24 protein-coding genes are annotated in these 26,291 nt (G+C 63.6%); 14 read left to right on the forward strand and 10 right to left on the reverse strand.

Going from position 1 to position 26,291, the window contains the following annotated elements; all coding sequences use genetic code 11:
* Window positions 1–8: 8 nt before the first annotated feature.
* The 7 genes from EB812_RS07000 to flgB form a co-directional block, all read right to left on the reverse strand.
* Window positions 9–1,685: a FliH/SctL family protein gene (locus EB812_RS07000; protein ID WP_118228812.1), complete on the reverse strand. Its 1,677-nt coding sequence runs from the start codon at window positions 1,683–1,685 to the stop codon at window positions 9–11.
* Between the two features lie 34 nt (window positions 1,686–1,719).
* Window positions 1,720–2,715 (reverse strand): flagellar motor switch protein FliG, encoded by a 996-nt coding sequence (gene fliG / locus EB812_RS07005; protein WP_118228811.1) that lies wholly within the window; start codon window positions 2,713–2,715, stop codon window positions 1,720–1,722.
* A gap of 43 nt (window positions 2,716–2,758) precedes the next feature.
* On the reverse strand, window positions 2,759–2,971 hold the full coding sequence (locus tag EB812_RS07010; protein ID WP_236031341.1) for a flagellar M-ring protein FliF: 213 nt from the start codon (window positions 2,969–2,971) through the stop codon (window positions 2,759–2,761).
* Window positions 2,958–4,595, reverse strand: coding sequence for a flagellar basal-body MS-ring/collar protein FliF (fliF, locus tag EB812_RS07015; RefSeq protein ID WP_118228810.1), 1,638 nt, complete (start codon window positions 4,593–4,595; stop codon window positions 2,958–2,960). The genes EB812_RS07010 and fliF overlap by 14 nt, the downstream gene beginning before the upstream one ends.
* A gap of 285 nt (window positions 4,596–4,880) precedes the next feature.
* Window positions 4,881–5,327 carry a flagellar hook-basal body complex protein FliE gene (gene fliE, locus EB812_RS11910; RefSeq protein ID WP_118228809.1) on the reverse strand — a complete coding sequence of 149 codons (447 nt, stop codon included), beginning with the start codon at window positions 5,325–5,327 and terminating at the stop codon, window positions 4,881–4,883.
* A gap of 35 nt (window positions 5,328–5,362) precedes the next feature.
* Complete coding sequence (gene flgC, locus EB812_RS07025; protein ID WP_118228808.1) at window positions 5,363–5,800, reverse strand: flagellar basal body rod protein FlgC; 438 nt, start codon at window positions 5,798–5,800, stop codon at window positions 5,363–5,365.
* A gap of 24 nt (window positions 5,801–5,824) precedes the next feature.
* Window positions 5,825–6,238 carry a flagellar basal body rod protein FlgB gene (gene flgB, locus EB812_RS07030; protein ID WP_118228807.1) on the reverse strand — a complete coding sequence of 138 codons (414 nt, stop codon included), beginning with the start codon at window positions 6,236–6,238 and terminating at the stop codon, window positions 5,825–5,827.
* 314 nt (window positions 6,239–6,552) lie between these two features.
* Here flgB and EB812_RS07035 point away from each other — a divergent pair, with 314 nt between their 5' ends.
* The 11 genes from EB812_RS07035 to EB812_RS07085 all read left to right on the forward strand — a co-directional run bounded on the left by EB812_RS07035 (window position 6,553) and on the right by EB812_RS07085 (window position 17,871).
* Window positions 6,553–7,239 (forward strand): precorrin-2 dehydrogenase/sirohydrochlorin ferrochelatase family protein, encoded by a 687-nt coding sequence (locus EB812_RS07035; protein ID WP_118228806.1) that lies wholly within the window; start codon window positions 6,553–6,555, stop codon window positions 7,237–7,239.
* On the forward strand, window positions 7,226–8,053 hold the full coding sequence (ccsA, locus tag EB812_RS07040; RefSeq protein WP_118228805.1) for a cytochrome c biogenesis protein CcsA: 828 nt from the start codon (window positions 7,226–7,228) through the stop codon (window positions 8,051–8,053). The genes EB812_RS07035 and ccsA overlap by 14 nt, the downstream gene beginning before the upstream one ends.
* 13 nt (window positions 8,054–8,066) lie before the next feature.
* Complete coding sequence (gene hemA / locus EB812_RS07045; protein WP_130957964.1) at window positions 8,067–9,359, forward strand: glutamyl-tRNA reductase; 1,293 nt, start codon at window positions 8,067–8,069, stop codon at window positions 9,357–9,359.
* A complete protein-coding gene (locus EB812_RS07050) occupies window positions 9,359–9,694 on the forward strand; it encodes a hypothetical protein (protein ID WP_118228803.1) in 336 nt (111 codons plus the stop codon). The genes hemA and EB812_RS07050 overlap by 1 nt, the downstream gene beginning before the upstream one ends.
* A gap of 149 nt (window positions 9,695–9,843) precedes the next feature.
* Window positions 9,844–11,073 (forward strand): tRNA lysidine(34) synthetase TilS, encoded by a 1,230-nt coding sequence (tilS, locus tag EB812_RS07055; protein ID WP_118228802.1) that lies wholly within the window; start codon window positions 9,844–9,846, stop codon window positions 11,071–11,073.
* 191 nt (window positions 11,074–11,264) lie between these two features.
* Window positions 11,265–11,792 carry an FmdE family protein gene (locus EB812_RS07060; RefSeq protein WP_118228801.1) on the forward strand — a complete coding sequence of 176 codons (528 nt, stop codon included), beginning with the start codon at window positions 11,265–11,267 and terminating at the stop codon, window positions 11,790–11,792.
* Window positions 11,793–11,940: 148 nt separating this feature from the next.
* Window positions 11,941–14,157 carry a TonB-dependent receptor plug domain-containing protein gene (locus tag EB812_RS07065; RefSeq protein WP_118228800.1) on the forward strand — a complete coding sequence of 739 codons (2,217 nt, stop codon included), beginning with the start codon at window positions 11,941–11,943 and terminating at the stop codon, window positions 14,155–14,157.
* Window positions 14,157–14,909: a class I SAM-dependent methyltransferase gene (locus EB812_RS07070; protein WP_236031344.1), complete on the forward strand. Its 753-nt coding sequence runs from the start codon at window positions 14,157–14,159 to the stop codon at window positions 14,907–14,909. The genes EB812_RS07065 and EB812_RS07070 overlap by 1 nt, the downstream gene beginning before the upstream one ends.
* A complete protein-coding gene (locus EB812_RS07075; RefSeq protein ID WP_242621232.1) occupies window positions 14,894–16,042 on the forward strand; it encodes an ABC transporter substrate-binding protein in 1,149 nt (382 codons plus the stop codon). Before EB812_RS07070 ends, EB812_RS07075 begins: the two co-directional genes overlap by 16 nt.
* Window positions 16,026–17,138 carry a FecCD family ABC transporter permease gene (locus tag EB812_RS07080; RefSeq protein ID WP_242621233.1) on the forward strand — a complete coding sequence of 371 codons (1,113 nt, stop codon included), beginning with the start codon at window positions 16,026–16,028 and terminating at the stop codon, window positions 17,136–17,138. The genes EB812_RS07075 and EB812_RS07080 overlap by 17 nt, the downstream gene beginning before the upstream one ends.
* Window positions 17,122–17,871: an ABC transporter ATP-binding protein gene (locus EB812_RS07085; protein WP_118228798.1), complete on the forward strand. Its 750-nt coding sequence runs from the start codon at window positions 17,122–17,124 to the stop codon at window positions 17,869–17,871. The genes EB812_RS07080 and EB812_RS07085 overlap by 17 nt, the downstream gene beginning before the upstream one ends.
* A gap of 266 nt (window positions 17,872–18,137) precedes the next feature.
* Here EB812_RS07085 and EB812_RS07090 read toward each other — a convergent pair whose 3' ends face one another.
* The 3 genes from EB812_RS07090 to EB812_RS07100 form a co-directional block, all read right to left on the reverse strand.
* Window positions 18,138–18,857, reverse strand: coding sequence for a hypothetical protein (locus tag EB812_RS07090; RefSeq protein ID WP_236031354.1), 720 nt, complete (start codon window positions 18,855–18,857; stop codon window positions 18,138–18,140).
* Window positions 18,858–18,934: 77 nt separating this feature from the next.
* Complete coding sequence (locus EB812_RS07095; protein ID WP_118228797.1) at window positions 18,935–19,279, reverse strand: hypothetical protein; 345 nt, start codon at window positions 19,277–19,279, stop codon at window positions 18,935–18,937.
* Between the two features lie 7 nt (window positions 19,280–19,286).
* On the reverse strand, window positions 19,287–20,363 hold the full coding sequence (locus tag EB812_RS07100; protein WP_118228796.1) for a YIP1 family protein: 1,077 nt from the start codon (window positions 20,361–20,363) through the stop codon (window positions 19,287–19,289).
* Between the two features lie 440 nt (window positions 20,364–20,803).
* Between EB812_RS07100 and EB812_RS07105 the strand changes: the two genes are divergently transcribed.
* The 3 genes from EB812_RS07105 to EB812_RS07115 all read left to right on the forward strand — a co-directional run bounded on the left by EB812_RS07105 (window position 20,804) and on the right by EB812_RS07115 (window position 26,131).
* A complete protein-coding gene (locus EB812_RS07105) occupies window positions 20,804–22,027 on the forward strand; it encodes a sodium:calcium antiporter (protein WP_118228795.1) in 1,224 nt (407 codons plus the stop codon).
* Between the two features lie 90 nt (window positions 22,028–22,117).
* Window positions 22,118–23,005, forward strand: a complete 888-nt coding sequence (locus tag EB812_RS07110) for a DUF3298 and DUF4163 domain-containing protein (protein WP_130957965.1) — start codon at window positions 22,118–22,120, stop codon at window positions 23,003–23,005.
* 3 nt (window positions 23,006–23,008) lie between these two features.
* Window positions 23,009–26,131, forward strand: a complete 3,123-nt coding sequence (locus EB812_RS07115) for a hypothetical protein (RefSeq protein WP_207287329.1) — start codon at window positions 23,009–23,011, stop codon at window positions 26,129–26,131.
* The last annotated feature ends 160 nt before the right edge of the window (window positions 26,132–26,291 follow it).

A 26,291-nucleotide genomic window follows, 5' to 3' on the forward strand; every position in this document is an offset into this window, starting at 1 on the left:
CCGCCCCCTCAGCGTTCATGGTCCGCACCGGGCAGAAAGCCGCCCTGAGTGAGCACGTTGCGGGCCGCATCGTCTTCTTCCAGCGGAAAAAGTTCTTCTTCCAGTTCGGCGAGGCTGGGTTCGGCCGCAACCGCTGCGGCCGGATGCGCTGAGGACGGTCCCGATTGCTGCGGCGCTGCTGCGGCGGAAGGCAACACACCTGAACCGGACGACGCGGCCAGACCGGAAGGCGTGACGGTTTCCGCCGGGGCCGACGGCGCAGCGGCGTCCGCTCCGGCGGAAACAGCAGCGCCGGCACCGTCCACAGAGGGCGCGGCAGCAGGGGCCGACGGCGCAGCGCCAGCCGTTTCTGGCGCCAGAGGTTCGTCCAGAGGCGGCACACTTTGGGATTCTGCTGCTGCGGCAACGGAAGGGGACTCAGAAGGCACGGCGGATGCCGCCACAGTCGCCGTGTGAGGGTCCGGCGCGGAGGGGTCCGTGGCGGGGAGTTCTGCAGGCATAGTGCCGGATGCGGCAGGCGCGGACAAAGAGCTGTCTGCCGGGGGCGCAGCGGTCTGAGAAGTCGGTCCCGGCGCGACAGGGGGAATACCCTGTTCCAAAGAAGCCGTCGGGGCCGCAGGTTGCGACAAAGGCGCGTCGGGGGCGGAAAGTTCGCTGGCAGGTCCTTCCGGAGCTGCAGGCGCGGCCTCCGGCGCCACCGCGTGTAGGGTTGCTGCAGCAGGGGATTCTGCTCCCGCAGGGGCGTCCGGCGCGGCCAGACGCGCCGCCTCCTGAGCCACAAGGTCACCCAGGGCGGCGGCTTCCGCAGCTTCTTCGGGGCGCTGGGGCAGGGTCAGGTGGGTCAGCACGCCCGCCACCATATCGCTGAAATAGGCCCGGCGGCAATCCACGCTGCCGCTGCCGCTTTCCGCCACCAGATCGCCGGGTTCCAGGTTCGGGTCGCCCGTGACCACCCACTGACGCAGTTCGGGCGCACGCTCCCGCGCGGCCTGAAACAATCCGCCCACAGAGGCCTCGTCATCAGGGTGCACGCGCACGCTGATGCTGGTGCGATCTTCCAGCAGGTTGACGGCCTCCAGCACCAAACGGCGCAGAACGGCCTCATGCTCGCTGTGCAGCAGCCAGCCCGTGCCCGCCTCCACGGCGGCCAGGGTCAGAGCCGTCAGATCTTCGCGCCAGGAGGCGCAGAGGGCGTCCTGACGCTTTTCCAGACGGCGCAGCAGCGTGGCGAGGCTCTGGCCCAGCTCCTGCCGAAAGGCGGTCAGTTCTGCTCCGGCGGCGTCCATACCGGCCTGAAAGCCCTCGTCATGGGCGGCCTCGCGCAGGCGGGCCGCTTCTTCCCGCAGCTGTACGGCCGATTCGCGTTCCTGCCGCGCCGCTTCCTGGGCCGCACGGGCATGGTCCCGCAGCTCTGTCGCCTCATGGGTCAGCGCCTTGGCGGCGGCCACGGCTTCGTCGCGGGCCTCGTCCAGCACCTTCTGACGCTCGGCATAGGCGGCCCCCAGAATTTCCCGCGCGCGCTCCTCGGCTCTGGCGCGCACCCGCGCCAGGTAGTCTTCCTCCTGCTGCTGCCGGCGGCGCTGGCGCAGGGCCGGTTCTTGCAGGGCATCGAGCTGGGCCTCGGAGGCTTCCCGCTCGCCCATGAAGACAGTGCCCCATTTTTTGCGCAGTTGGTCCGAGGCCATGACGACGTATCCAGGTTAGAAGTGAGCGGTGGGGCTACACAAAGACGTCGCCCGCACCGCGGCTGACGACAAGTTTGTTTTCTCCTTCCAGGCGGCGCACGATCTTGACGATATCCTGCTGTGCGCCCTCTACGTCCGAAAGTTTGGTGGGGCCCATAAATTCCAGCTCTTCGCGGATCATGTTGCCGGCACGCTCCGACATGTTTTTGAAGAACTTTTCCTTCAGTTCGTCGCTGGCGCCGCGCAGGGCCAGGGTCAGCTGTTCGTTGGGCACTTCCTTGAGCAGTTCGCGCATGCCGCGGTCGTCAATATTCTTGCAGTCCTCAAAGACAAACATGAGGTTGCGGATGTCTTCAGCCATCTGGGCGGAGTCTTCTTCAATTTCCGAAAGCACTTCCTCTTCGGTGGCACGGTCCACAGCGTTGAGGATTTCTGCCACGGACTGCACGCCGCCCACCTTTTTGCCTTCCTTGCCGCCCATGGCGATGAGCTGGCTGGTGAGCACCCTGTCCACTTCCATAAGCATATCCTCAGGCACGGCCTCCAGCCGGGCCAGACGCATAAGCACTTCGGCCCGCACGCCCGCAGGCAGGTTTGTCAACAAATTGGCGGCCTGGTCGGGGTTGAGGTGCCCAAGGATGAGGGCCAGGGTCTGGGGGTGTTCGTTGCGCAGGATCTGCGCCAGCAACCGGGGGCTGACCTGCTCCAGCTCGCGGAAAGGAGCCGGTCCCGTGTCCAGATTGAGGGAATCCAGAATATACTTGGTGGTTTCGGGGTCCACGTTCTTGACCAGCAGGCGCTTGAGGGTGTCGGAACCGCCGGCGATCATGTCCACGCCCTCTACCAGGGATTCGTGAAACTCGCGCAGCACTTCCTCAACGGTTTCGCGCGGCACGGGCTCCAGCTCTACAATGGCCTTGGAGATTTCGGCAATCTCTTGCCGGTCCATGCGCTTGAACACGTCGGCCGTAAACTTGTCGCCCATGGCGAGCAAGAGCACAGCAATGCGCTGTTTGCCGGTCAACTCCATGTCCCAACTCCTTCACCGGGGGCACGCCAAAGGCCCCGGACGCTCATTCCTTGTCCGTCATCCAGCGCCGCACCAAACGTACGGCCTGGTCCATATGCTGCTCTGTAATGCGAAAAAGCCGCATTTTCAGTTCCTCAATACGCTGGTTGCTCTCTTTCTGCGCCAGGCGCAGCGCCCGCAACTGCGTGAGCGAGGGGGCCGCGCCGCTGCTAGCGGCGGGCAGACGCGCCGTTTTTTGCTGTTTAGGCTGCTGCATCGTTTTTCATCCAGCCGCGCACCAAGGTCACCACCTGCTCCATATGGTTGTCGGAAAGGGTGAAGATGTGCGCCTTGAGGGCTTCAATATCTTTGTAAATAAGCTCGTCGTCGTCCTCTTCCTGCGGGGCTTCTTCGTCGGTCTTGGCTTTTTCTTCCAGGGCCTCGTAGAGCGCAAGCTGCTCTTCGGCGGCGGGCAGGCCTTCCAGCCCCTCCACCATTTCGCCGGCCTCCACCTTGGGCCGGATCAGCGCCAGCACCACGGGCCGCACAATAAGCATGAGGAAAAGGAAGGCCAGCAGCGCCTTAAGCAGGGGCTTGCCCAGACGTTCCGCATAGTCGGCCAGCATGTCGGCGAAATTGGGATCCTTGGGCGGTTCCGAATCCGCAAAGGGAGCGGAACTTACCTCCAGGGAGTCGCCGCGCCCCGTGTCCAGCCCCACGGCGTTGGATACGAGCTGCCGCACGCGCTCAACCTCTTCAGGCTTGCGCGGCACAAAAGTCCAGGCGCCGTTGCTCTTCTCATACGTCCCATCGAGCAGAACCGCAACCGTCAGGCGGCGCACGTCGCCCACATTGGCCACGATCTGCTGCTCTTCCTTGTTTATTTCGTAGTTGGTGGTGCGGGTTTCACGGCTGCCGTTCTGGTCGGACACAGAGCCCGTGATGCCGTCGCCGCGAAAGTTCACGTCCGGGGAGCCGGCCTCCAGGTTGGCACGGCCCTGCTGGGATTCCTCACTGCGCTGTTCGCTGCGCACCACGGTTTTTTCCGGGTCGAAGAGCTCACGCCGGATGGTCTTCTGGCTGAAATCCAGCTCGGCATTAACCTTGGCGATGACCCGGCCGGGGCCGAAGATGGGCTGGAGCATTTCTTCAATGCGGCGCTCCAGGTTGCGCTGCATCTGGTTGCGGTATTCCATCTGCGTGGTGCTCATGCCGGCCAGGCTGTCTTCCTCCGGCTGATAGAGCACCTTGCCGCCGTTGTCCGTAATGGAAAGGTGGCCTTTGTCCAGCCCTTCCACGGCCATAAGCATCATGTTGACGACAGCGTTGATTTCCTTCTGGTCCGGCTTGGCGCTGGGGCGCTTGAGCTTGAGCACCACCGAGGCTGAGGGCGATTGCCGCTCTTCCACAAACAGGCTGCGCCGGGGGATGACCAGGTGCACGCGCGCGCTTTCCACACTGGGAAATTCGCTGATGGTGCGGGCCAGCTCCCCTTGCAGGGCGCGGGTGTAGTTGACCTTCTGCACAAAGTCCGTCTGGCCCACCTTGATCTTGTCAAAAATCTCAAAGCCGATGCCTTGCCCCACCAGGCCGCCTTCGCCGGCGATCTTGATGCGCTGGTCGTACACGGCTTCCTTGGGCACCATGATGGTGCCGCCTTTGTCGGCAATTTTATAGGGAACTTTGTCGGCCTGCAGAGCCTTGAGCACCACGCCGGCGTCTTCGGGTCCCAGGTTGGAATAGAGCACGCGGTAGTCCGGCCGGCTCAGCCAGACCGAAAGGCCCAGGGCCCCGGCCATGAGGGCCGTTATGCCGCCCAAAAGGGCAAAACGCTGCCATGTCTGCAGGCGCGTCCAGAAATTTTTGAAGGAGGCCAGGAGTTGGGTAAGAAAAGCCGGCATGGTCCGCTCCTGCGCAGGGGTGCGCTAATTTTTCGACACCAAGGCGTGTCCGGCAATTATTAAGCAATCTTTGTGCCAAAATACGGCAATTTCCTAGAGCCGATCACCTTTAAGGCAACGCGCAGCAACCGTTATGCGCCAACACGCCAGGCCTTCTGAAAAATCCCGACAGGGCGGCCCTCGCCTCGCTGCTGGATCAGCTCGCAGCCGCACGCAAAAAAGGCGACGCCCACCGGAGGATGGCGGGGCCGCCTTACCGTGTGTGAAGAAGCATGAAAGATGGCGTCAGAACTGCATTTTGGAAAGTTCTTTGTACGCTTCCAGCACCTTGCCGCGCACGGCGGTGGTGAGCTTCATGGCCAGGCTGGATTTCTGCATGGTGATCATAAGCTCGTGCACATTCTGGTTGCGGCCCGAGGCAAAGTCCACAATAGCCTGGTCTTTGGCCTGCTGCAGCTCATTGACGCGGTTGAGGGACTGTTTGGCCGTGTCTGTAAAGCTGTTGGCCGGAGCTGCGGGCGTGTGGGCCTGGGTGGGATAGGCGATGAAGTCGGCCTGCGCGCCGAAATTTTCCCCTTTGTCCACGGTGTCGCGCAAAAGGCTCTGGTCCAGAGTTTTGGCAAAAAGGGTTTCGCTGCTCACGGGCGCACCCTGCTGCAACGAACTCTGCACCTGGGTGAAATGCCGCAGGGCGTCGCTGTACGCCCGCATGCCCACTGTCTGGATGCTCATATGCTTTTCTCCGTCCGGCGCGGCGGCATACCGCGTTATTTGCCTATTTCCAGAGCCTTGACGTACATGCCCTTAAGCGCCTCCGCCGTGGTGACGTTGGCTTCATAGTTGCGTTGGGCGGTCATGAGGTTGGCCATCTCCTCCACCACGTTGATGTCCGGGTAGGACACATATCCCTGAGCGTCGGCATCCGGGTGCCCCGGTTCGTAGACGCGCTTGAGCGGGCGGTTGTCTACGGTCACGGCCATAACGCGCACGCCTTTGACCTCCCGGTCCAGAGCCGAACGCATATGGATGGAAAAGGGATCATCCACATCCGCGGTCTGCTGCAGCACGCTGCGCCGCCGGTAAGGGCCGCCCTGGGGCGTGCGGGTGGTTTTGGCGTTGGCCAGGTTCATGGAAATGGTATTGATGCGCGTGCGGTCCGCTGCAAGGCCCGAAGCGCTGATGTCGAATGCTGTAAGAAAATCCATGACTAACCTCCCTCAAGCGCGGCGTTACACCTGCTTGCCGTCCTGAATGACGGAGCTGATCCCTTCAAAAGACTTGGCCATGATCTGGGTCAACGCCGTGTATTGCAGCTGGTTTTTGGCGTGCCGGGCCATTTCTTTATCAATATTGACCCTGTCCTCGCCGTGGATGACGCGGGGCTTGAGCTCTTTGTCCCATTCCGGTCCAAAGGTATTGGGGTCAAAGGCCGTGGGCATGTGGGCCTTGCTGGTGAGGCTCAGTTTGCCTTCGGCATCCAGGCCCAGAGCCGCCTGCAGCTCTTTTTCAAAAGTCAGCTCGCGCGGCCTGTAGCGCGGGGTTTCCACGTTGGCGATGTTGCCGGCAATGATATTCTGCCGCTGCAACTGCATGTCCATGACCTTGCCCGTCAGATTTATGGGCATGGAAAACAGGGTCTTCATGGTTCCTCCCGCATCTTCCCGGTACATATTTCAAGTTATACTTGAATTTTTTACAAAACCCTCAGGCGCTGTCCCGCGTACACTACGGCAGGGCTGTCTGTGCCCGCAGGGTCTGCAAAGACGCTTGCCGCCAGTAAGCAAAGGATGTGCCTAAAATATTTTTTCATATAATAACAGTATATTATAGACAAATTTACAACCCAATCCGGGCTGAACGATTGTCGCCGTCAGGATGCTGACGGCCCGCCCCTTTGCAAACGGCGCTTCGTGCGCTACCCTTACGGCTGCAGCTCTTCTGCCAACCCAGGGTCGCCATGACGCACAATGCTCCGCTCTACCCCGTTTTTCTCGCTCTGGAGGGCCGCCATTGTCTGGTGGTGGGCCTGGGGCAGGTGGGCAGGCGCAAACTTGCGGGCCTGCTGGACTGCGGCCCGGCCTCGGTGCTGGTGCTGGATACGGCCCCGCCCGCGGCAGCCGCTGCCCCCCTGCTGCGCGACGCACGGGTGTGTTTTGCCCGGCGCGCCTGCACGGAAAAGGATGTGGCGGGCCGCGTTCTGGTTTTTGCCGCCACGAATAGTACCGCGGAAAACCGCCGCGTGGCCGCCTGGTGCCGTCGGGCAGGCGTGCTCTGCAACTGTGCCAGCGCGCCGGAGGAAGGCGGCTTTCAGGCACCCGCCGTGGCCCGCCGCCCCCCTCTGGGCGTAGCCCTTTCCACCGGCGGAGCCAGCCCGGCCCTGGCCCGACGCTGGCGGGGAGAGCTGGAAACCTGGCTGGTCCCGCGCGCGCGCATGGCCGTCCTTATGGGGCGGCTGCGGCCTTTGATCCTTGCCCTGGGCGCGGAAACAGGGCAGAATACCCTATTATTCCGTAAGCTGGCGGAATCCCCTTTGCAGCAGTGGCTGGAGCGGAACGAAACGGAACGTTGCCGCCTTTGGCTGCAGGAAGCGCTGCCGCCGGCCCTGCACGCGCATCTAGCGGAGTTGTTGCATGATCTCCCCTGAAATTTCCACCGGCGTCACCCTGCTGCTCTATGGCCTGGCCAGTACGGCGGGCATTGCCGGCATGCTGGCGCGCAGCGCCCTCTGGCGGCGTACGGGCTGTTGGCTGGCCGTGGCCGGTTTTCTGTGCCAGACCGGCATGCTGGTTCTGGGTTTTCACCGGGCTTTGCCCGGCGGCCTGAGCCTGGGGGCCTATCTGCAGCTCATGGCCTGGTTTGTGGTGCTCTGCGGCATAGCGGCCTGGGGCAAGCTCAAGCAGGAAGTTCCCCTGGTTTTCGCCGCGCCGCTGGGGCTCATGCTTTTTGCCATGTCCGCCCCCTATCTGGGGGCCGTAGTGCCTGTGCCGCCTTCGCTCAAGGCGCCCTTCTACGCCCTGCACATCGGCGCGCTCTTTCTGAGTCTGGCCCTGCTGGCCCTGGCCTTTGCCGCCGGAGCGCTGTTCCTGTTTATGGAAGGCCGCATCAAAAGCAAGCAATCGGTCAAAGGCTTCTGGCAGGACATGCCCGCCCTGTCCATGCTGGACAGGATCAACGCCCTTACCGTGCTCACGGCCTTTCCACTCTACACGCTGGGCATTGTGGCGGGGCTTATCTGGGCCAAGCCCGTGTTCGGCGGCGTGGTGACCGGCGACCCTAAGGAGGTTGTCAGCATCGTCATCTGGGCGCTTTTGTCCGTGCTGTTCAACAACCGTATCACCAAGGGCTGGCGGGGCCGCAAACCGGCGCAGCTGGCGGTGTTCATCTTCATCCTCTGTCTTTTTTCCATTGTGGTGGTCAACACCTTTATGGAAACGCACCACGCCTTTATCCGGCGCTGACTGGGCTATAGCTATGGACTGCGACATCTTTCTTGTGGGCCTGAACCACCGCACGGCCGGTGTTGACGTGCGCGAACGCTTTGCCCTGGTCAACTGCTGCGACCCTGAGCACTGGGCCCTGCCCTGTACGGGCGCGGTGAGCGAAAGCGTGATACTCTCCACCTGTAACCGCGTGGAGCTGCTGGCGGCGGGCACGGGCGACGTGCCCGGCCAGATGCTGGAATGCTGGGCCGGCGCGCGCGGCGCCAGGGTGGAAGAGCTGGCCCCCTATGTCTATGTGCACAAGAATCTGGAGGCAGTGCGGCATTTGTTTTCCGTGGCTTCCAGCCTTGATTCCATGGTGCTGGGCGAGCCGCAGATTCTGGGGCAGCTCAAGACCGCCTACCGCAAAGCCGTGCAGAGCCACGCCACGGGCGTCATCCTCAACCGGCTGCTGCACAAGGCCTTCTCTGTGGCCAAACGCGTGCGCACCGAAACGGCCGTGGCCTCCAGCGCTGTATCCATCAGCTATGCCGCCGTGGAGCTTGCCAAACGCATCTTCGGCGACATGCACGGGCACAAGGCCCTGCTGGTGGGCGCGGGCGAAATGGCCGAGCTGGCCGCCATGCACCTGCTGCAGGCGGGCATTGACGAAATTCTGGTGGCCAACCGCACCCTGGTTCGCGGTCAGGAGCTGGCCCGCCAGTTTCAAGGCCGCGCTGTACCCTTTGACAGCATGGCCGAACACCTCACCAGCGTGGACATCATCATCACCTCCACGGGTTCGCAGGAGCCCATCATCCGCGCCCGCGACATCCGCGCCGTGCTCAAGGCCCGTAAAAACCGGCCCATGTTCTTCATTGACATTGCCGTGCCCCGCGATATCGACCCGGACGTCAACGGCCTCGACAACGTTTACCTCTACGATATCGACGACCTTAAAGAAGTAGTTGAAGAAAACCTGGCCTCCCGCCGAGACGAGGCCGCCAAAGCGGCGGAAATCGTCAATGAGGAAGTGCTGGCCTTCTCTCACTGGCTGTCTTCGCTGGACGTGCAGCCCACCATTGTGGCGCTTATCGAACGCAGCGAACGCATGGCGCAGGAAGAGCTGGCCAAGACGCTCAAACGCCTGGGCCCGGTGGATGAGGAAACCCGCGAGGCTCTGGAGGCCCTGGTAGGCTCCCTGGTGCGCAAGATGAACCACGACCCCATCATGTTTCTCAAAAACGGGGGCATGGCCCAGGAAGGCAACGGCCAGCGCATCAGCCTGACGCGCCGGGTCTTCGGTCTGGACAAAACAGACTGTAAGTACATGGAGGAACAGTGATGCGCTGGTACGCCGTGGACGATCTGACGGAAAAGGAAACCGCGCGTATGCAATCCCTGCTTACGCAGATGGGCCTGGCTGCGGGCATGGACGGCCTGTACTGGCTGCCCCCGCCCGACGACCTGCTCTCCCCCCTGCAGCGGGAACACGCGGAAAGCTGCGGCCCCTACGTCATGGGCCTGGAACTGGAAGAAACGTCCCTGCGCCTGGAACTGCTGGTGCGGGCACGCGGACGGCTGCGCTGCGACTGCGTGCACTATGCCGGTCCGGCCCTGCGTGAGCACATGATCGCCTGGCTGGAGCGCCTGCTCAATGACGCCGTCAGCGATGCCTGACCGCACTCCCCGCGCCCTTCCGAACCACGTTGCCGCGCCCGCCTCCCTAGGGCGAATGCTGCCGCCCAGGCGGCCTTCACGTCCGCAGCCGGGTCTGGCGCCCCAGGTATCACAACCTTGCCGTCCTCGCCCCTGACCGGAAACATGGCATGACGCCCCTGACCCTGCAGTCCCTGCCGCCCGTCGCCGCCCGCCTCTGCCTTGAGGTGGAGCGCTTCTGTCGCGGCGTGCTGGCCTTGCCGCGCGGGGTTTCTCTGGTACTGGGCCTTTCCGGCGGGGCGGATTCCACGGCCCTGGCCGTGGTGCTGCACGCCCTGGCCCCCCGACTGGACCTGCGTCTGCACGGCCTGAGCGTGGATCACGGCCTGCGCCCGGAAGCCGAAGCCGACGCCGCCCAGGCCCGGTATATGGCCCACAGTCTGGGCCTGCCTTGCCGCATCCGGCAGGCGGACGTGCGTGGGCTGGCCGCACGGGAAGGACGCGGGCTGGAAGACGCGGCCCGCCGTCTGCGCTATGCCCTGCTGGAAGAAGAACGGCAGGCCTGCGGGGCGGATTTTATTGCCCTGGGGCACCACGCCGGAGATCTGAGCGAAGACGTGCTGCTGCGTCTGCTGCGGGGTGCGGGCTGGCCCGCCCTGGGCGGCATGCCCGCCCGCGACGACGCGCGCCGCCTGCTCCGCCCCCTGCTGCACACGGACCCCGCCGCCCTGCGCCAACTTTTGCGACTGTGCGGCCTGACCTGGCGCGAGGACGCCAGCAACCACGACACGCGCTTCCTCCGCAACCGCCTGCGGCATACGGTTTTGCCCCTGCTGCGGGCGGAAAACCCTTCCCTGGACCGCAGCCTGGGCAGCCTCTGGCAACTGGCGCAGCAGGACGCCGACTACTGGCGGCAGCAGACGGACGCGGCCCTGGCCAACTGCCCCTGGCAGGAAAGCAGCGCTGCGGCGGGCCGCCAGGTATACCTGCCCCCGGCTTTGCTGCAGCCGCTGCACCCAGCGGCGCGCCTGCGCCTGTATCTGCGGGCCGTACACCGCCTGTGCGGAAGCGCAGACGCTGCGCCGGACGGCAGGGCGGCTGGAGCGCTTGCCGGCCTGACTGACGACGCGAAAGCCGACGGCTCCGCCCCTGCCCATCTGCACAGCGGCGCGCTGCCCACTATGGGCCAAACCTTCGCCCTCACGCCACCCCACCCCCGAACAGCTGCGCAAACCGACGGACAGGCCAGAGCCCGTACCCTGCTGGCCCTGGATGCGGCCCTGATCCAGGGCCGAGGGCAGAGCCTCTTCCAGCTGCCCGGCGGCGTCAGCGCCCGCATAGTCAAGGGCGGCGTGCGCTTTTGCGCCCCGCCGCCCCCCGAAAAACCGCGCCAACGCTGAACCCTGGCCGCACAAGGCCAACTTACCCGCCATACGCGCAATTTTGTCCCGCAGTGTCCCTGCCGGGCGACTGCAGGCTTGCCAGAATTGCCACGGTGTGCTACGTTTTTAAAAAAAATAATACCAAGTTCATCGGCTATGCCGCAGCCCCTTCTGGACGTGCGGCCCGGCGAACACCCAAAGGAAGACGCATGGACAACACCCTGTTGGAGAAAGCCGTGGCCTTTCACGGGCACCTTTGCCCCGGTCTGGTCATTGGCCTGCGCGCCGTGGAAGCTGTGCTGCAAGAGCCTGTTCTGGGCAAAGCGCCTTACGGCACACTGGTCTGCGTGACGGAAAACGACGCCTGCGGCGTAGACGCCATACAGTGCCTGCTGGGCTGCTCCGCAGGCAAAGGCAACCTGATCCTGCGCCCCGTGGCCAAACACGCCTACGCTTTTTTTGACCGCAACAGCGGCACTGCCCTGCGCCTCTGTCTGCAAAAGCAGAAAGACCCGGACCAGAACCGGGAACAATGGCAGCAAGCCCTGCTGACCCTGCCGCTGGAAGCGTTGTTCAGCCTCTCCGTACCCGCCTATGCCGTGCCGGAACCGCCCCGGCTGTTCCCCACCGTGGTCTGCGAGATCTGTGGCGAAGGCGCGGCCGAGCACGCCATCCGACTGGAAAACGGCAAAAAAGTCTGCCTGGACTGCCAGCAGGCCTACGCCCGCCGCTGGTAGCGGCAAAAGCAAAAACCCTACCGCACATGCCGCGCCGCCGGGGTTTGGCTAAGGCGCGTGCGGCCGGCTTCCACGCTTTTTTATGGCACGGTAGCACGTTTTAAAAAATATTCACTTGCAACCGCACACATCGCTCTACGGAGGCGTCATGAAAAAAACGCTCCTGCTCGGCTCCCTGCTGCTCTGCTCTCCGGCGTTCACGGCGCAAGCCGCGGACGACAACCTTATGCAGGACGTCTTTCTTCTGGATCCCGTTACGGTTACCGGCCAACTGGAAGAAGAAAAGTTGGATCGCACCACCGCCATTGTGGTAGAACGAAACCGCAGCAACAACGTGGCAGACTATCTGGTGCGCGATCCGGAAATCTCCTTCAAACGCAAGGCGGCCTTTGGCGACAGCAGCGACATCATTTCCATTCGCGGCATGGAATCCAAACGCATCATGCTCAATCTGGACGGCCGCAACATAGGCTCCACGGGCATGTCCGGCGGCAATTATATCGACTTCGGCACCATTCCGCTGGACAATATCGAACGCATTGAGGTCATCAAAGGCGGCAGCTCCGTAGAATACGGCAACAGCGCCCTGGGCGGCGTCATCAACGCCCGTACCCGCAAACCCACGGAAACCCCCTACCTGAGCGCTTACGCCACCATGGGCGGCTGGAACGACGTCTACGACTTCCACAACGTGCGTGGTTCCTATGCCCAGAAGTTTCGGGCTCTGGGGGTCAGCCTGGGCCTGAGCCACCAGCACGCCGACCCATTTTTGCGCAACAACTATTATAATTCCTTTCACTTCAATCCCAAAGTCTACCTGGATCTGCCCTGGCGGGGCGCACTTGCCCTCGGGTACAGTTACAGCGAAACAGAACGCGGCCTTATCCGCAGCAATCGCGCGGACGGCAACCCCAGCAGCGACGCCGACCCCGACCGCCCCGGCTTCAGCAATACCATCAACGGCGACTACCCCCTGGCCAACGGCGAAAGTTTTGCCGGTGGGTCGCCCACGCCGTCCATGACCGTCATCGGCGACGACGCCCACTGGACCAAGTACCGTCACCTGCTGGACGCCACCTACCGACAGGAATTTCTGGAGACGGGCTTTTTTGAACTCATGGCTTTCAAAAATTATGAAAACCGGCGCGAAAAAAACTATGCGGACGTGGCTGGCCGTATGCTGCTGGACACGGGCAAGATGCCGGCCGCCAAAAAATTTGATCCTTCCCTTACCAGAGACGGCGACCTGGTACTGGACCGCAATGTGGTGGTGGATACCTCCTACGGCTTCAAGGCCAAAACCGGCGGCACGGTCATGGGGCACCAATTGCTGGCGGGTTTTGAATACAAGCTGCTGCAGCCGGGCGACATCACGGTGGAATATGTGGACAAAAACTACAACAAAGCCGGGCCCAACAAATTTACCGGGCAGATGGATTCCCAGTCCGCCGGGCGCGCCGCCCAGGTCTACGGGGCCTTTCTGGCCGACAAGTTCAACCTTACGGACGCCTTGACCGTGGACGTGGGCCTGCGCCTGGACAGCTTTGTCTACAGCCCCGAAGGCCGCAACCGCACCCTCAACCACACGGCCCTTTCGCCCAAGCTCATGCTTACCTACGCCTTTACCGAGAGCCAGTCCGCCTCCCTGGCCCTGTACCAGAACTACCGCACCCCCACCATTCCCGAACTGTACTGGAACTCGCAGGCTTCTTCCAGCGACCCCACGGTCAACGTGCCCTACCTGAAAGGCAAGGACATCAAGCCGGAAACGGCGCGCGGCGCGGACCTGGCCTACAAATACGCCTTTGAAAACAAAGGTTTTGTCAAACTTTCCGGATTTTATTATAATATAGAGGACTATATCGTGCACAAAGCCGTATATGTGGACCGGCCCCAGAGCTACCAGGCCTGGGCCGCCTATAATACGGACGCGGAAATCTACGGGGCCACCCTCAGCGGCAGCTACGCTCTGCGCGACGACCTGCAGGCCCGCGCGGCCGTCACCTGGCAGGACAGCCGCAAGCGCAACGACCCCGCCGACCCGGACGGCGTCATGGACAAGCTGGAATATGTGCCCAACTGGAAGGCCACCCTGGGTGCGGTGTGGAAAATAACGGACGAGCTCACCCTGGATACGGCGCTCACCTATGTGGGGCCACGCCAGTACTACGTCAACACGGCCAAACTGGACAAGGGCACCCTGCACGACTACGCCACCCTGGGCGCGAGCCTGAGCTACCGGCTGGACGAGCACCTCACCCTGGAAGCCTACGCGGATAACATCACCAACACGCAATACGCCGAGTCCTGGGGCTATCCGGCCCTGGGCTTCAACGCGGGGGTAAGCCTCAAATGGGAACTGTAATGGACAAAAAAGACGGCCGCACCTACTGGAACGCCAGGGCCCGCACCTTTCCCCGCTACGAGGAAGGCGACCAGACCTATGAAGCCGGCATGCTCCGCCGGGCCAGAGACCACGGCGTGGTCTTTGCCGACAAGGACGTGCTGGATGTGGGCGCGGGCAGCGGCATGTACACCCTGCGCCTGGCGCAGGAGGCGGCGCAGGTAACAGCCGTGGACATTTCGGACGAAATGCTCCGCCTGCTGCAAGAGGATGCGGCCGCCCACGGCCTCGCCAACATCCGCACCGTGCGCTCAGACTGGGAGAATTTTACCCCTGACCGGCGCTATGAAGTGGTCTTTGCCTCCATGACCCCGGCCCTGGACAGCGAAGCCGGCAAAGAAAAACTGCTGGCCTGCGCTGCCGGTTGGGTAGTCTACATGGGCTTTCTGGACCGCATGGCTTCGGACCTCATGCAGGGCCTCTACGCGCACTATGGCATTACTCCGCGCGTGTTCAACAATGCCCAGATTATGGAGCAGTGGCTTACGACGCGCGGCATCCGCTGCACGGCCCTGCCCGTCAAGGGGCAATGGACGGTTTCCCGCAACCGGGAAGATACCCTGGACGTCTGCGTTACAACCCTGCAGCACTACGGCGTGGATCCGGACCGGAATTGTATCGCCGCCCACATGGCGGCCTTTCGCGACGCTTCCGGCGCGTATGTGGAGCGCACGGACTACACCATCGAGATGCTCCTGTGGCAAAATTCCTGAACGACCTTTGCCGCTGCTGCGCCCTGCTGCTGTGCTGTACGTTCCTGGCGGCAGGGCTGCTGGCCGCCGCAGCCCACGCCGCGCCGGAAGCGCCGGTTCAGACGGCCGCGCCGACGCGCGTCCTCACGGACGCCTTGGGGCGCACGGTTCACCTGCCCCCGGCCAACCACATCCGCCGTCTGGTGGCCCTGGGCAGCAGCATGGCCTTCATCACCTACCTGAACGCCCAGGGCCTGGTGGTGGGCGTGGAAGACTTTGATAAAAGCGACGACCTGGCCAAACCCTATGTGCTCCGCAACCGGGAGCGCTTCCGCGACCTGCCCGTGATAGGCAAGGCCGGGGCCGTGCGCCTGCCCGACTACGAACGCATTGTGGCTCTCAGGCCCGACGTGGTCTTTATCGTTTCCACCGACCCCGGCGAACCGGACCTTATCCAGCGCAAACTACGGCGGCCTGTGGTGGCCGTAAGCCAGGGGCAGCCGCGTTTTGATCAGAAAATCTTCCTCCAGTCTATCCGCCTTACGGGGCAGGTGCTGGGCCGGGAGGACCGGGCCGCCCAACTCATCCAGGGCATCCACCATCTGGCCGAGCGCCTTGCCTACCGCCCCAGCCCGCAGGAGCGGCGCAAAGCCTATGTGGGCGGCCTTTCCTACAAGGGCAATCAGGATCTGCGCAGCACTGCGGGCCGCTTTCTGCCCCTGGAACTGGCCGGGCTGGATAACGTGGCGGACAGCGCGGGCCGGGCCGGGCATTTTTTTGCGAACAAGGAATTTCTGCTGGCCGCCAACCCGCCTTTGATCTTCATCGACGCCAACGGCCTGCCCCTCATCCGCGAGGGCCTGCGCACGGATCCGGGCTACTACCGCCGGCTCAAGGCTCTGAACCAGAGCCGCGTATGGCTGGTGCTGCCCCACACGGCCTACTTCAACAATCCTGAAATTCTCTACATCAACGCCTTTTTCATGGCCAAGGCCGCCTACCCGGAACACTACGCCACGATGAATCCGGAAGCCGAGGCCGACGCCATCTTCACGCTCTTCAACGGCGCGCCGCAGTACAAGGATTTTGTACGGTTGTGCGGACGCCCCGGCAGACTGCAACTCACGGAGGCTGGGCTTGAGTCCGCTCCTTAAGCCTGCCTGCGGCCCGCATTCCCCGGCGACGCAGACGCGCCCGCACCAGGCGGACGCGCCCCCTGCGTGTGGCCTCCGGCCCACGGCCCGGGCCGTTTTTCTGGTCTTGCTGGCCCTGGCCGCCATGGTCCTGACCGCTACGGGCATGAAGTCCGGCGCCACGGACTGCGGCTGGCGCGATCTGGCCGCCGCCCTGTGGGATTCCACCGGCGACGCGGACCTGCGCTATTTTGTTCTCTATCTGCGCCTGCCCCGCGTGGCCGCTGCCCTGACCGTAGGCGCGTCCCTGGCTGTCACCGGCGTTGTCCTGCAAAACGTGCTCAACAACCCCCTGGCCTCTTCCTTCACCCTGGGACTCTCTCAGGGCGCGGCCTTTGGGGCCAGTTTTGTCATGATTGCCCTGGCCACGGCCGGTGGGCTGGCGGGCCTGAGTCTGGTGGCGTTGGGAGCCCTGGCCGGCGCGTTGGCCGCCGGGCTCTGCGTGCTGGCCTGCAGCATGGTTCCCGGCATGACGGCCCAAGGGCTGATCCTGGCGGGCGTGGCCCTTTCCTCTTTTTTCGGCGCGGCCACCATGTCCCTGCAGTATTTTGCCTCGGATAGTCAGGTGGCGGCCACCGTGTTCTGGACCTTCGGCGACCTGAGCAAGGGCGGTTGGCGCGAGGCCGCCGTGGTAGCCGTAACCTTTGCGGGCGGCCTGGCCTTTGCCCTCGGCCGCAGCCTGGACTTTGACGTGCTGCGCTGGGGCGACGCCCAGGCAACGGCCTTGGGCGTAAACGTGCGACGGCTGCGCTTTGCTGCGCTGTTCACGGCGGCGCTTATGGCCGCCGTGGCCACTGCCTTTTACGGGGTAATCGGTTTTGTGGGCCTGGTGGCCCCGCACGCCGTACGGCTCCTCTTTCCCCACGCGGGGCACGCGTATCTGCTCTGCGCCGCGGCCCTGCTGGGCGGGGTCTTTCTGCTGGCCGCCGATCTTGTGGCCCAAAGTCTGCTCTACCCCGTACTGCTGCCCATTGGCATTATCTGCGCCTTTACGGGGACGCCGGTCTTTCTCTTCCTGCTGTTCCGGGGGGCGGCGCGCCATGCTGGACGTGTGTAATCTGAACGTAACAGGCCGCCACGGCCGCGTGCTGCTGCACGACGTGAGCTTCAGCCTGCCCCCCGGCATGCTGCTGGCCGTGGTGGGCCCCAACGGCGCGGGCAAAAGCACCCTCGGCAAAACCCTGGCCGGGCTCATCCGCCCCCACAGCGGGCGCATCCTCCTTGACAACCGCCCGCTCAACAGCCTGGACCGCAAAGCCCGCGCCCGGCAAGTGGCCTGGCTACCCCAGAGCGTCACCCCGGTGCCCTGCAGCGTTTTTGACGCCGTCCTCCTGGGGCGGCGCCCCCACATGGCCTGGCTGCCCTCGGCCCAGGACCGCCGCTGCACCGCCGCCATGCTGCAGGAACTGCGCCTGGACCACCTCAGTGCGTCCTGCGTCACCGGCCTGAGCGGCGGCGAACTGCAAAAAACGCTCATTGCCCGCGCCCTGGTGCAAGAAGCGCCCGTGCTGGTCCTGGACGAACCCGTCAACCACCTGGACATCCGCAATCAGGTGGAAATCCTCCAGACCGTGCGCACGCTGACCCGCACCCGCCAGATGCGCAGTCTGGTAGTGCTGCACAACCTGAGCTTCGCCTTGCGTTACGCCGACGCCGTACTCTTGCTGCACCAGGGGCAAAGCCTCTTTCTTGGACCGCCGACAGACCTGCAGGCCCAGACCCTCAGCATCGCCTACGGCATCGCCGTGCGCCTCCAGGATGTGGACGGCATCCGTTACGCGCTGGTGTAACGCTGTTTTTTGGGTGCATACAGCGCGTCTTCCAGACCCTGGACGTCGTAAAAACGACACCAGAGGATATACAAAAAAATCAGAGGGTCTGCACAACACCAATCCCGGCAGAAGCAGGCCACTGCGCCGCTGGGACATACCCGCGCATGGCAAGCGGAAGCCCCTCCTTGCACAAAAAAAAATTTCCCCTGTGCAGGGTACGCCCGGCGCGGTGCTGTGAGAGAAAAAAGTTTTTTGATGCGGGATGGGGGCGTGGGGGCTGTTCCTCAAAAAGCGCTGCCGCCGAATACAGAATCCCACAGGGAGGTTTTGGGAGGCACGGCGTCGGGATCCACCCAGGCCAGCACCTGGCGGCCCATATCCCAGGCCAGGGAGCGGGCGATGAAGCCCGCGGGGTCGCCAGGGTTGCGTTCTTTGATGGAGAAGAGATAAAAATCGTGTACTTGCCTGGCTTCCATGAGGCCGCCCTGGGCCATGGACCAGAGCAGGGTGCCGGTGCGGGCGTCGTAGATTTCCAGAGCCAGAGAAAGGGAGCTGGTGCCGCCGGAGCCGCCGTCCATGTAGTGGTTGATGTAGCCGCCCACGACCATTTCCGCCCCGCGTCGGCGGGCCAGGGCCATGGCGCGACTGGGTTCGTAAGGGCCGGCATCGGCAGCGTATTCCAGGGTCTGGAAGGCGTTGAGCGAAAGCCAGACTTGCCATATCTGACGAGAAAACATGGTGCTGAAGCTCACGGGGTCTGCGATCTGCTGCACCATACGCAGGGGCACGAACAGCGCTCGGGGTCGACGGTTGAGACTTTCACGTGGGGCCACATAGACTGCGGGCGGCTGACGGCGCACAAAGTTGTTGACCTGCACCTGGAAGGGCGTGCTGAAGTCGCCGGAGACCTTGAGTGTCCTGCGGCTGTCGTCCGGCGCGCTGCTGCAGCCCAGGACCGGAAGGACAAACAAAAGCGCCGCCAGCAGCAGCGGCCAGGGGCACACGCCTTTCCGCAGCGGGGGGTGGGGGGAGAGTGCGGCGGCCGGATTGGGGGCATTGCGGCAAATTGGGCACCGAGCGTTCATTGGCGTTTCTCCGTCATAAGCCGCGCCTGGCCCAGGGTGGCGAGCAAGTTGGCCCTGGTCGCATTCAGGCGCATGTGCAGATCCAGCCGCCGTTGCGGCGGCAAGCGCCGGAAGGGTCTGCCTGCAGCCGCGCGGGCCACGCGGCGCAGTTCAGCCGCCACGCGGGCCAGACAGTGCAGTTCCGCTTCCGAAAACAACGCGCCCCGTCCGGCCTCCTCGGCCCAGGCGGCCAATTCAAGAGCCTGGGCGGCAATGGCGGCCGGACTGATGGCCGCGCCATATTTTCGACGGATGCAAAATGCGCGCCACCAGCTGACAAACCACTGCCGCACACGGCCCATAACGTGCTCAGAATTGCGTGGCCTGCGCCATCTGCAGCAAAAGCGGGGCCAGCAAGAGCAAAATGGGCGCGAGGCCCATGAGGGTTTGCGGCCAGTTCAGACGCAGGGCCGCGCGGCAACCCACCAGAATGCAGGCAAAGCTCCAGATAAAGCCCACCACCGAGCCCAGTAGGGGCACCACGCAAAGCAGACCCGGCGCGGCGGCGTAGGCCATCACCTGAAAGACCAGAGAAAACTCCTGTCGCTTGCCTGTGACAAAACCGTAGGTAAACTGAATGAGCGCGCTGAGAATGTAGATTTGCGCCACAGACACGGCCAGTTTGAGCAGCACAGTCATGGGCAGACTCATCTGCGGCGAAAGCAGGAGAAGCATTTTTTCCAGCTGGGGATCAGAAGCGGCGCTGGGGGCCATAAGCGAGAGAAAGACCCCGGACCAGACCCGCTCTACAGTCACCTCTACGGCGCTGATGATCAGATAAAACACCAGGGCCCGCGTCTGAGCCTCGCCGGGACGAAGACTGCCGAAAAACCGCTGGCTGCCGAACATGACCCGCATGCAGGTATGGTAGAAGGCGGCCGGCCAGCCGTCCGGCTCCGGGGCGTCAATCCAGGGGTTGTCCGCACCCGCGTCCTGCCCGAAACCCGATTCCGCAGTGCGGTTCCCGGCCCGGTCGGCAACGCCTTCTCTCTCGCGGCCGGCAGTGCGGTGCGCGCTCCGGGCCTCGCCTGCCTCTTGGCGGCGCGGGGTTTCGTCCTTCGTCGCATTGCCGGTGAGGCTGTGCTCCGGGCTGTCTGCGGGGGCGGCAGCGGCGTCCTGTGGATGCGGTTCTGATGGAGCAAGGCGGCCCGGCACAATGGCGCCGGGGGGCAGGGGGTCGTCCCCGCCGCCCGCGTCGGCGTGCGGCGCCGTTGGCGGAGTCTGGGATTCTTCCGCCGCTGGGGAAAGCACCTCCAGCACGCCCGCGTCGGGCGCAAATCGGAACCGACAGGCGCACTGCGGGCAGGTGGCAATAACCGGACGGTGCGGCAGGCGGTCGTCGGGCAGGGAGCGGCTGAAGCCGCAACGCGGACAGGTTATGTTCACAAAATTCTCCTCAAAAAGCCGCCGGAGGCTCTCGCCACAGGGCGGGCCATCCGGCAGAAAGTTTCAGGCCATAGTAGCCGCAGCCCCCGGCGCTGGCAAGAGCCCGACGGCTTGACAAGCCGCCGGGCGGCCCGTACGGTATTGCTCCACAAGGGGAGTAACTGGGTTCCTGTAACCCGGACGGCATCAACAGCATGGCCCCCCCCGGCCTGGTGCCGTCGTCGGTTTGGAGCATTCAGCCCGTGCAATGCTCCGGCATCCGCGCAAGCGGAAGCCCGCCATAAAGGCGCAGGCGCAAACCTGTTTGCGTGTCCTGCCGTGCCCATGGCGTTTTGCGGATAGTTGCGGCCACAGCGCCGCAAGGGCCGCAACCCTGACCGATGAGTGAGACCTTGGCAGCAATGCCAAGGTCTTTTTTTTATTTTTACCCGGAGAACACCATGACCATCCGTTCCTTGCGGCCTTACATCATCGCCGTGCTGCTGACCTTGCCCGGCGTGGGACTGCGTTTTATCGACCACACGGGCATGTCGCCCATTGTGGTGGCCCTGCTTTCCGGCATAGCCATTCTGGGGGCATCCTTCCTGCTCACCTGGGCCTGCGAAGTAGCCCAGATGGATATTCCGCAGGCCGTGGCCGTGGCCGTGGTGGCCTTTATTGCCGTGCTGCCGGAATACGCCGTGGACATGTACTTTACCTGGATGGCCGGGCAGCACCCCGAAAGCGCTTATTCCCACTACGCCATTGCCAATATGACCGGGGCCAACCGGCTGCTCATCGGCGTGGGCTGGTCGGCCATAGTGCTGCTCTTTGCCGGGCGCTTCCATAAAGGTGTGCACCTGCCCGACGACAAACGTACGGATGTGCTTTTTCTGGGCCTGGCCACCCTTTACGCTTTGTGCATTCCCCTTAAAGGTTCTCTGACCTGGGTGGACGGCCTTGTGCTGCTGGGCATCTATATCTGGTATATCTGCATCGTGGCCCGCCGCCCTGTGGAGGAGGAAGAGCCCGAAGGCCCGGCCGCAGTTTTGGCCCGTTTTGCCAAAAGAGTGCGCCTGCGCAGCGTCATCGCCATCTTCATTTTTGCGGCCCTGGTCATTTTGTGCAATGCTGAACCCTTCAGTGAAAATCTGGTGGCCAGCGGCAAACTGCTGGGCGTCAACGAATTTCTGCTGGTGCAGTGGCTCGCGCCCATCGCCTCGGAATCGCCGGAATTCATCATTGCCCTTATGTTCGCCTCGCGCGGCAACGCCGCCCTGGCCCTGGGCAGCCTGCTTTCGTCCAAACTCAATCAGTGGACCCTGCTGGTGGGCATGATCCCCGGCGTCTACGCCCTGTCTTCGGGCGGGCTTACTCCGCCCATCAACCTTGACACGCATCAGTTTCAAGAAATACTCTTGACAGCAGGGCAGTCCCTGTTTGCCGTGGCTCTGCTGGTGGATTTGCGGCTGCATGTGCGTGAGGCCTTCTGGCTGCTGGTTTTGTTTCTGGCGCAGCTGCTTTCGCCCCTGTACGACGCACAGCTGGAAGCGCTGCTGGGTCTGCCCCACGATCCTCTGCGTCTGCACTTTTTCTATGCTAAGGTCTATATTGTCCTGGCCGTAGTGCTGCTGCTCAGAAACTGGCGCAAGGTGCGGGATCTGCGCTTGGGCTTTAAAGTTTAATGTGATAGCATATAACCTCGCGGCCCTCGGGCGGCGCGTCGCCAACCCGACCGCCGCCCCTGAAGCGCCGCCGGGATCAAGGTACTCTTCATGCCCCGTTTGCTGCTTTTGCTCCTGTGCGTCCTGTTGCTGGGCGAACGCGCCCAGGAAGCCGCGGCCTTGACCGACGTCGCCGCCAGGGAACCGGACCGGACTGTCCCGCCCGTCGGCGGCCTGCCGCCCTCTGTAGCACTGCTCGACGCCGGGGCAGGCGCTGATATTACTGCGCCGCCCGCCGAGGAAGAAACCCCGCAAGCCAGCGAGGCCGAGCGCAGCGCCGCCGCTGCGGCTATTTCCGGTTCGCGCCGGCCGGGCATCATTGAGCACTCTCTGGTTCGCGGCGCCACGGACGCGCCCGGCCTGCAGATCCACATCAATTATCCCTCGGTAGGCAGCAAGGAAATTGATGCGGACATCCGCCAGTGGGTCACCGGCCTGGCCGACGCCTTTGCCGCCAATGCCACGGCCTTCACCCTGCCCGGCGTGGAGGATCCCCTCCCCAGCGAGCTCTGGGGATCTTACGCCATTGCTGCCCCCTCGCCTGCGGGCCTGAGTCTGACCTTTGAAATCTGGACGTATACGGGCGGCGCGCACGGCAATCTGGATGTGCTCACCCTCAACTACAGCCTGCTCACGGGGCAGCGCCTGGGCCTGGTGGATTTGTTTGAAGATCCGGACGCGGCCTTGCAGATTATGTCTGCCTGGGCCTACAAAAAGCTCTCACAGCGTTTGGGCGGCATGCGGCAGGAGCAAACCCTGCGCACGGGCCTCACCCCCGTGCCGGAAAATTTCGCCAGCCTTACCCTGGTGCCCGAAGGCGTGCGCATGAACTTCCAGCCCTACCAGGTGGCTCCTTGGGCCGCCGGGGCGCAAAAGGTCACCATCCCTCTGGAAGAACTCCTGCCCGCGCGGCCCTTGCTGCGTCTTTGGGGCCGTTAGGCCGTGTGTGCCGCGCCTATCAATTCCGAACTGCAGCCGCCCGCCCCGGAGGCCGCTGGGGCAACAGCAGCCCCACCTTCCGGCCCGCCCGCCCGCCAACGCGCGCCGGGACGTTCGCGCTGGTTTTTTGACCCCAAGGACCACAAGCTCATCAAGCTGGTCAACAGCTTTGTGGCGGCCAGGGCTCACGCCCGCGCCCTGCCGCAGCCCGAACCGGGCCTGCACCCCCACGGCATTATTGAAATGACCTCCGACCACGGCTTGCGCATGGCCAGAGCCGCTATTGTCCTGCTGGAAAGCCTGGAGGCCGGCGGGCCCAGCGAACGCCTTACCGCCCTGCGCCGTCTGCACGACGAGGTGCTTTACTCCGCCCAGTCGCCCTTGCAGAACAATACCGCGCGGGTGCTGGTGCAGATCATGAAAGACCTGGTGCGCGCCAGCCCGGACCCCGCCCGCCAGTTGCCCCTGGCCCACGATTTTCACCGCGCCGTGGAGGGCTCCCCGCGCATCGTGCGTGCCTTGCTGCGGCGCTACCATTTGCTGGAAATGCCCGAAGCCTGGAACCAGCACGCTTTTGACCACCATGTGCACGACGCCAACACCAAGGGCCGCAAAAGCCCTACGCACCTGGTTATGGACGCCTGGATCAAGGGCATCCGTTTTCTTACCGTGGTCTATTACAATACGGTGGACCCGGAGGCCGCTCGCGAACTGTTGCGGGCCGCGCGCATCATGGGCATCACGGTGCGCATCGGCATCGAATTCAGGGCCGCCTTCAAGGACAAGCTCATCGAATTCACCTGGTCGCCGCTCAATACGGAAACCTCCAAAACCTTTACGGAACTGATCCGGCGCAAAGACATAGCCGCCGTGCTGACGGCCCACGCCCCGGTCAACGCCTGGATGCGCAGCCACGTGCTGTTGCTGCTGCGCGCCTGGAATCAGCGCCATGCCCCGGCTCTGGCCGCCCGCTGGGGGCTGGAAACGCCGCCGCCCCTGGACGAAGCCGCCTTTCTGGCCTATGTGGGGCAGCGCCAGCCCTCTTCTCTGCACCTGGCCGAATACATCTATCAGGAGTGGCGCCCCCTGCTGCAGGCAAAGCGCGCGGCAACCGCCGCCGCCCTGGCCGCGGCCACAGACCCCCACCAGCGGCAGCAACTGCAGGACCGCCTGGACCAGCTGGACAATCTGGTGCCCGACGGCCTGCGCGAAGACTGGCTCGGCCCGGAAACCAACCCTGGTATTGTCTTTCCCCTTCGGCCCCATCCGACCCTGCCGACCATCCTGAGCCAGACGCCCGAAGAACTGCTGGAAAGCCTCGTCCCCCTGCATCCCTGCCAGATGATTCTTAACCTCGCCGATCTGACGGCCCAGGACGTGCTGGAGCTGCTTTGGCGCTGTCAGGGGCGCATCACCCACCTGGAGCTCTTCAATCTGCGGGAATGGAACGAAGGCCAGCTGCGCCACGTGACGGCCATCAACACCCTGCAACGAGCCATCAACGAAGGCAGCACGCCCAGGCTCAAACACGTCATCCGCCGGATCGTTCATGACGAACCGGCCCAGTCCCCCCGGCAGGCCCTGTTCCAAACCATTCTTGGGCAACTGCCCCAACTGCGGGAGTGGTACGCCCTCGCTCCCCTGGGTTCGCGCATCGGCACGGATTCCACCAGCAGTTCCCACCATACGCACGGCATGGGGCTGGTCTTTGTGGAAACCCTTCCCCCCAAGGCCCGCGCCGTGCTGCAGCGGGAGCGCAATACCCAGCGCCTGACCTTGCCCGTGCACACAGACATCTACCGCTTTGTGCAACACCATGAGCCGCCCCAGCCGCAACCCTGGTGGCAAAAGGCGCTGCGGCGGCTGCCGGGCTTGGGCAATCTGGGCTGCCAGAGCGTGCGGGGCTGGGGGCTGGAAAAAACAACCACCAGCGTAGGCCGCGACGGCAACCTGGTGACCCTGGGCGGCGTGGACAACCGGGGCATCAGCCGCGACGCCGCCGACGGCAATCTGCCGCAGGAAGAAGCCTGGACCCTGCCCCGCGCTTTGGCCTGCTGCAACAGCACGCTGGCCAATTTTTTGAAAATTCTGGCGGGCTTTCTGGCTGCGCAATGGGCCTTCTGGTATGTGGACGGCTGGTGGGTACTGACCTGGTTCGGCGCGCTGACTTGGTTTGCCATTACGGCCGTACGCAATGTGGCGCAGTCCGTGGTGGGCGGCGGGGCCTTTACCCGTTCGCTGCTCCTACCATGGAAGCGCTTTGTAAGCTGGGGCCGCATGGCCGATTCTCTGCTCTACACCGGCCTTTCCGTGCCCCTGTTGGAGGTGGGGGTGCGGCTCTGGCTCTTGCAGGATCTTCTGGGCGTCACTGTGGCCACCAATCCTCTGGTCGTGTACACGGTCATCGCCTTGGTCAACAGCGCCTATATCTCCGGTCACAATCTTTTTCGCGGGCTGCCGCGCGAGGCCGTCATCGGCAACCTCTTTCGCAGCGCCCTGTCCATCCCCCTGTCCGTGCTGCTGGGGCAGGGACTTTTGGGCGTCTTTACACTCCTCGCGCTGCCCAACCCACTGGCACTACTGCAAAACTGCGCGGCTATTGTGGCCAAATGCGCTTCCGACATGGTGGCGGCCGTCATTGAAGGTTTTGCCGACCGCAACGTCTACCTGCGCCTGCGCCAATGCGATTACGACAGCAAACTGCGCCAGATATACGCCAACCTCACCAGGCAGGAACTGCTTTTCCCCCACCGTGACCTGGAACAGATGCTGGAACACCCCGAAAGCTACTGGCAACAGCTTTTCGCCAAAGACCCGGCCGTGGCGCGCGAAGCCGTGGCCCACCTGCTGGACATGCTCTACATGTGGTACTATCAGCCACGCGCGCGTCAGGTCTTCTGGCGCAAAATGCGCGCCGCGCCGCCCGAAGAACGGGGCATAGTGCTGGGCCTGCACGCCCTGCTGGGCCTGGAGCGCCAGGTGAGCACCCTTATCCTCAACGGTCTGCTGGAGCACGATTTTGCCCGCGCCCTGGCCTTTTACCTGCAGAACAACCGCAGCTACCTGCGCGATTTGCGCGCCGACGCCGCACAAAAATGCAACTGCCCCGACGCTTGTCATTTTTAATAATAATTCCCATGTCATATACAACATATTAATTTAATTTACCAAGCCTGTTTTTTCAAAAAAAATCTTAAAAAAATTGTTTCCTCCCCCCTTCTCAAGCCGTTTGCATGTCTTATCTGTATGCCGGTGCGGGGCCGTACCACGGCGCTCTTTCGCCACG

The organism is Desulfovibrio legallii (assembly GCF_004309735.1).
In the GTDB taxonomy this organism is placed as follows: Bacteria; Desulfobacterota; Desulfovibrionia; order Desulfovibrionales; family Desulfovibrionaceae; genus Desulfovibrio; species Desulfovibrio legallii.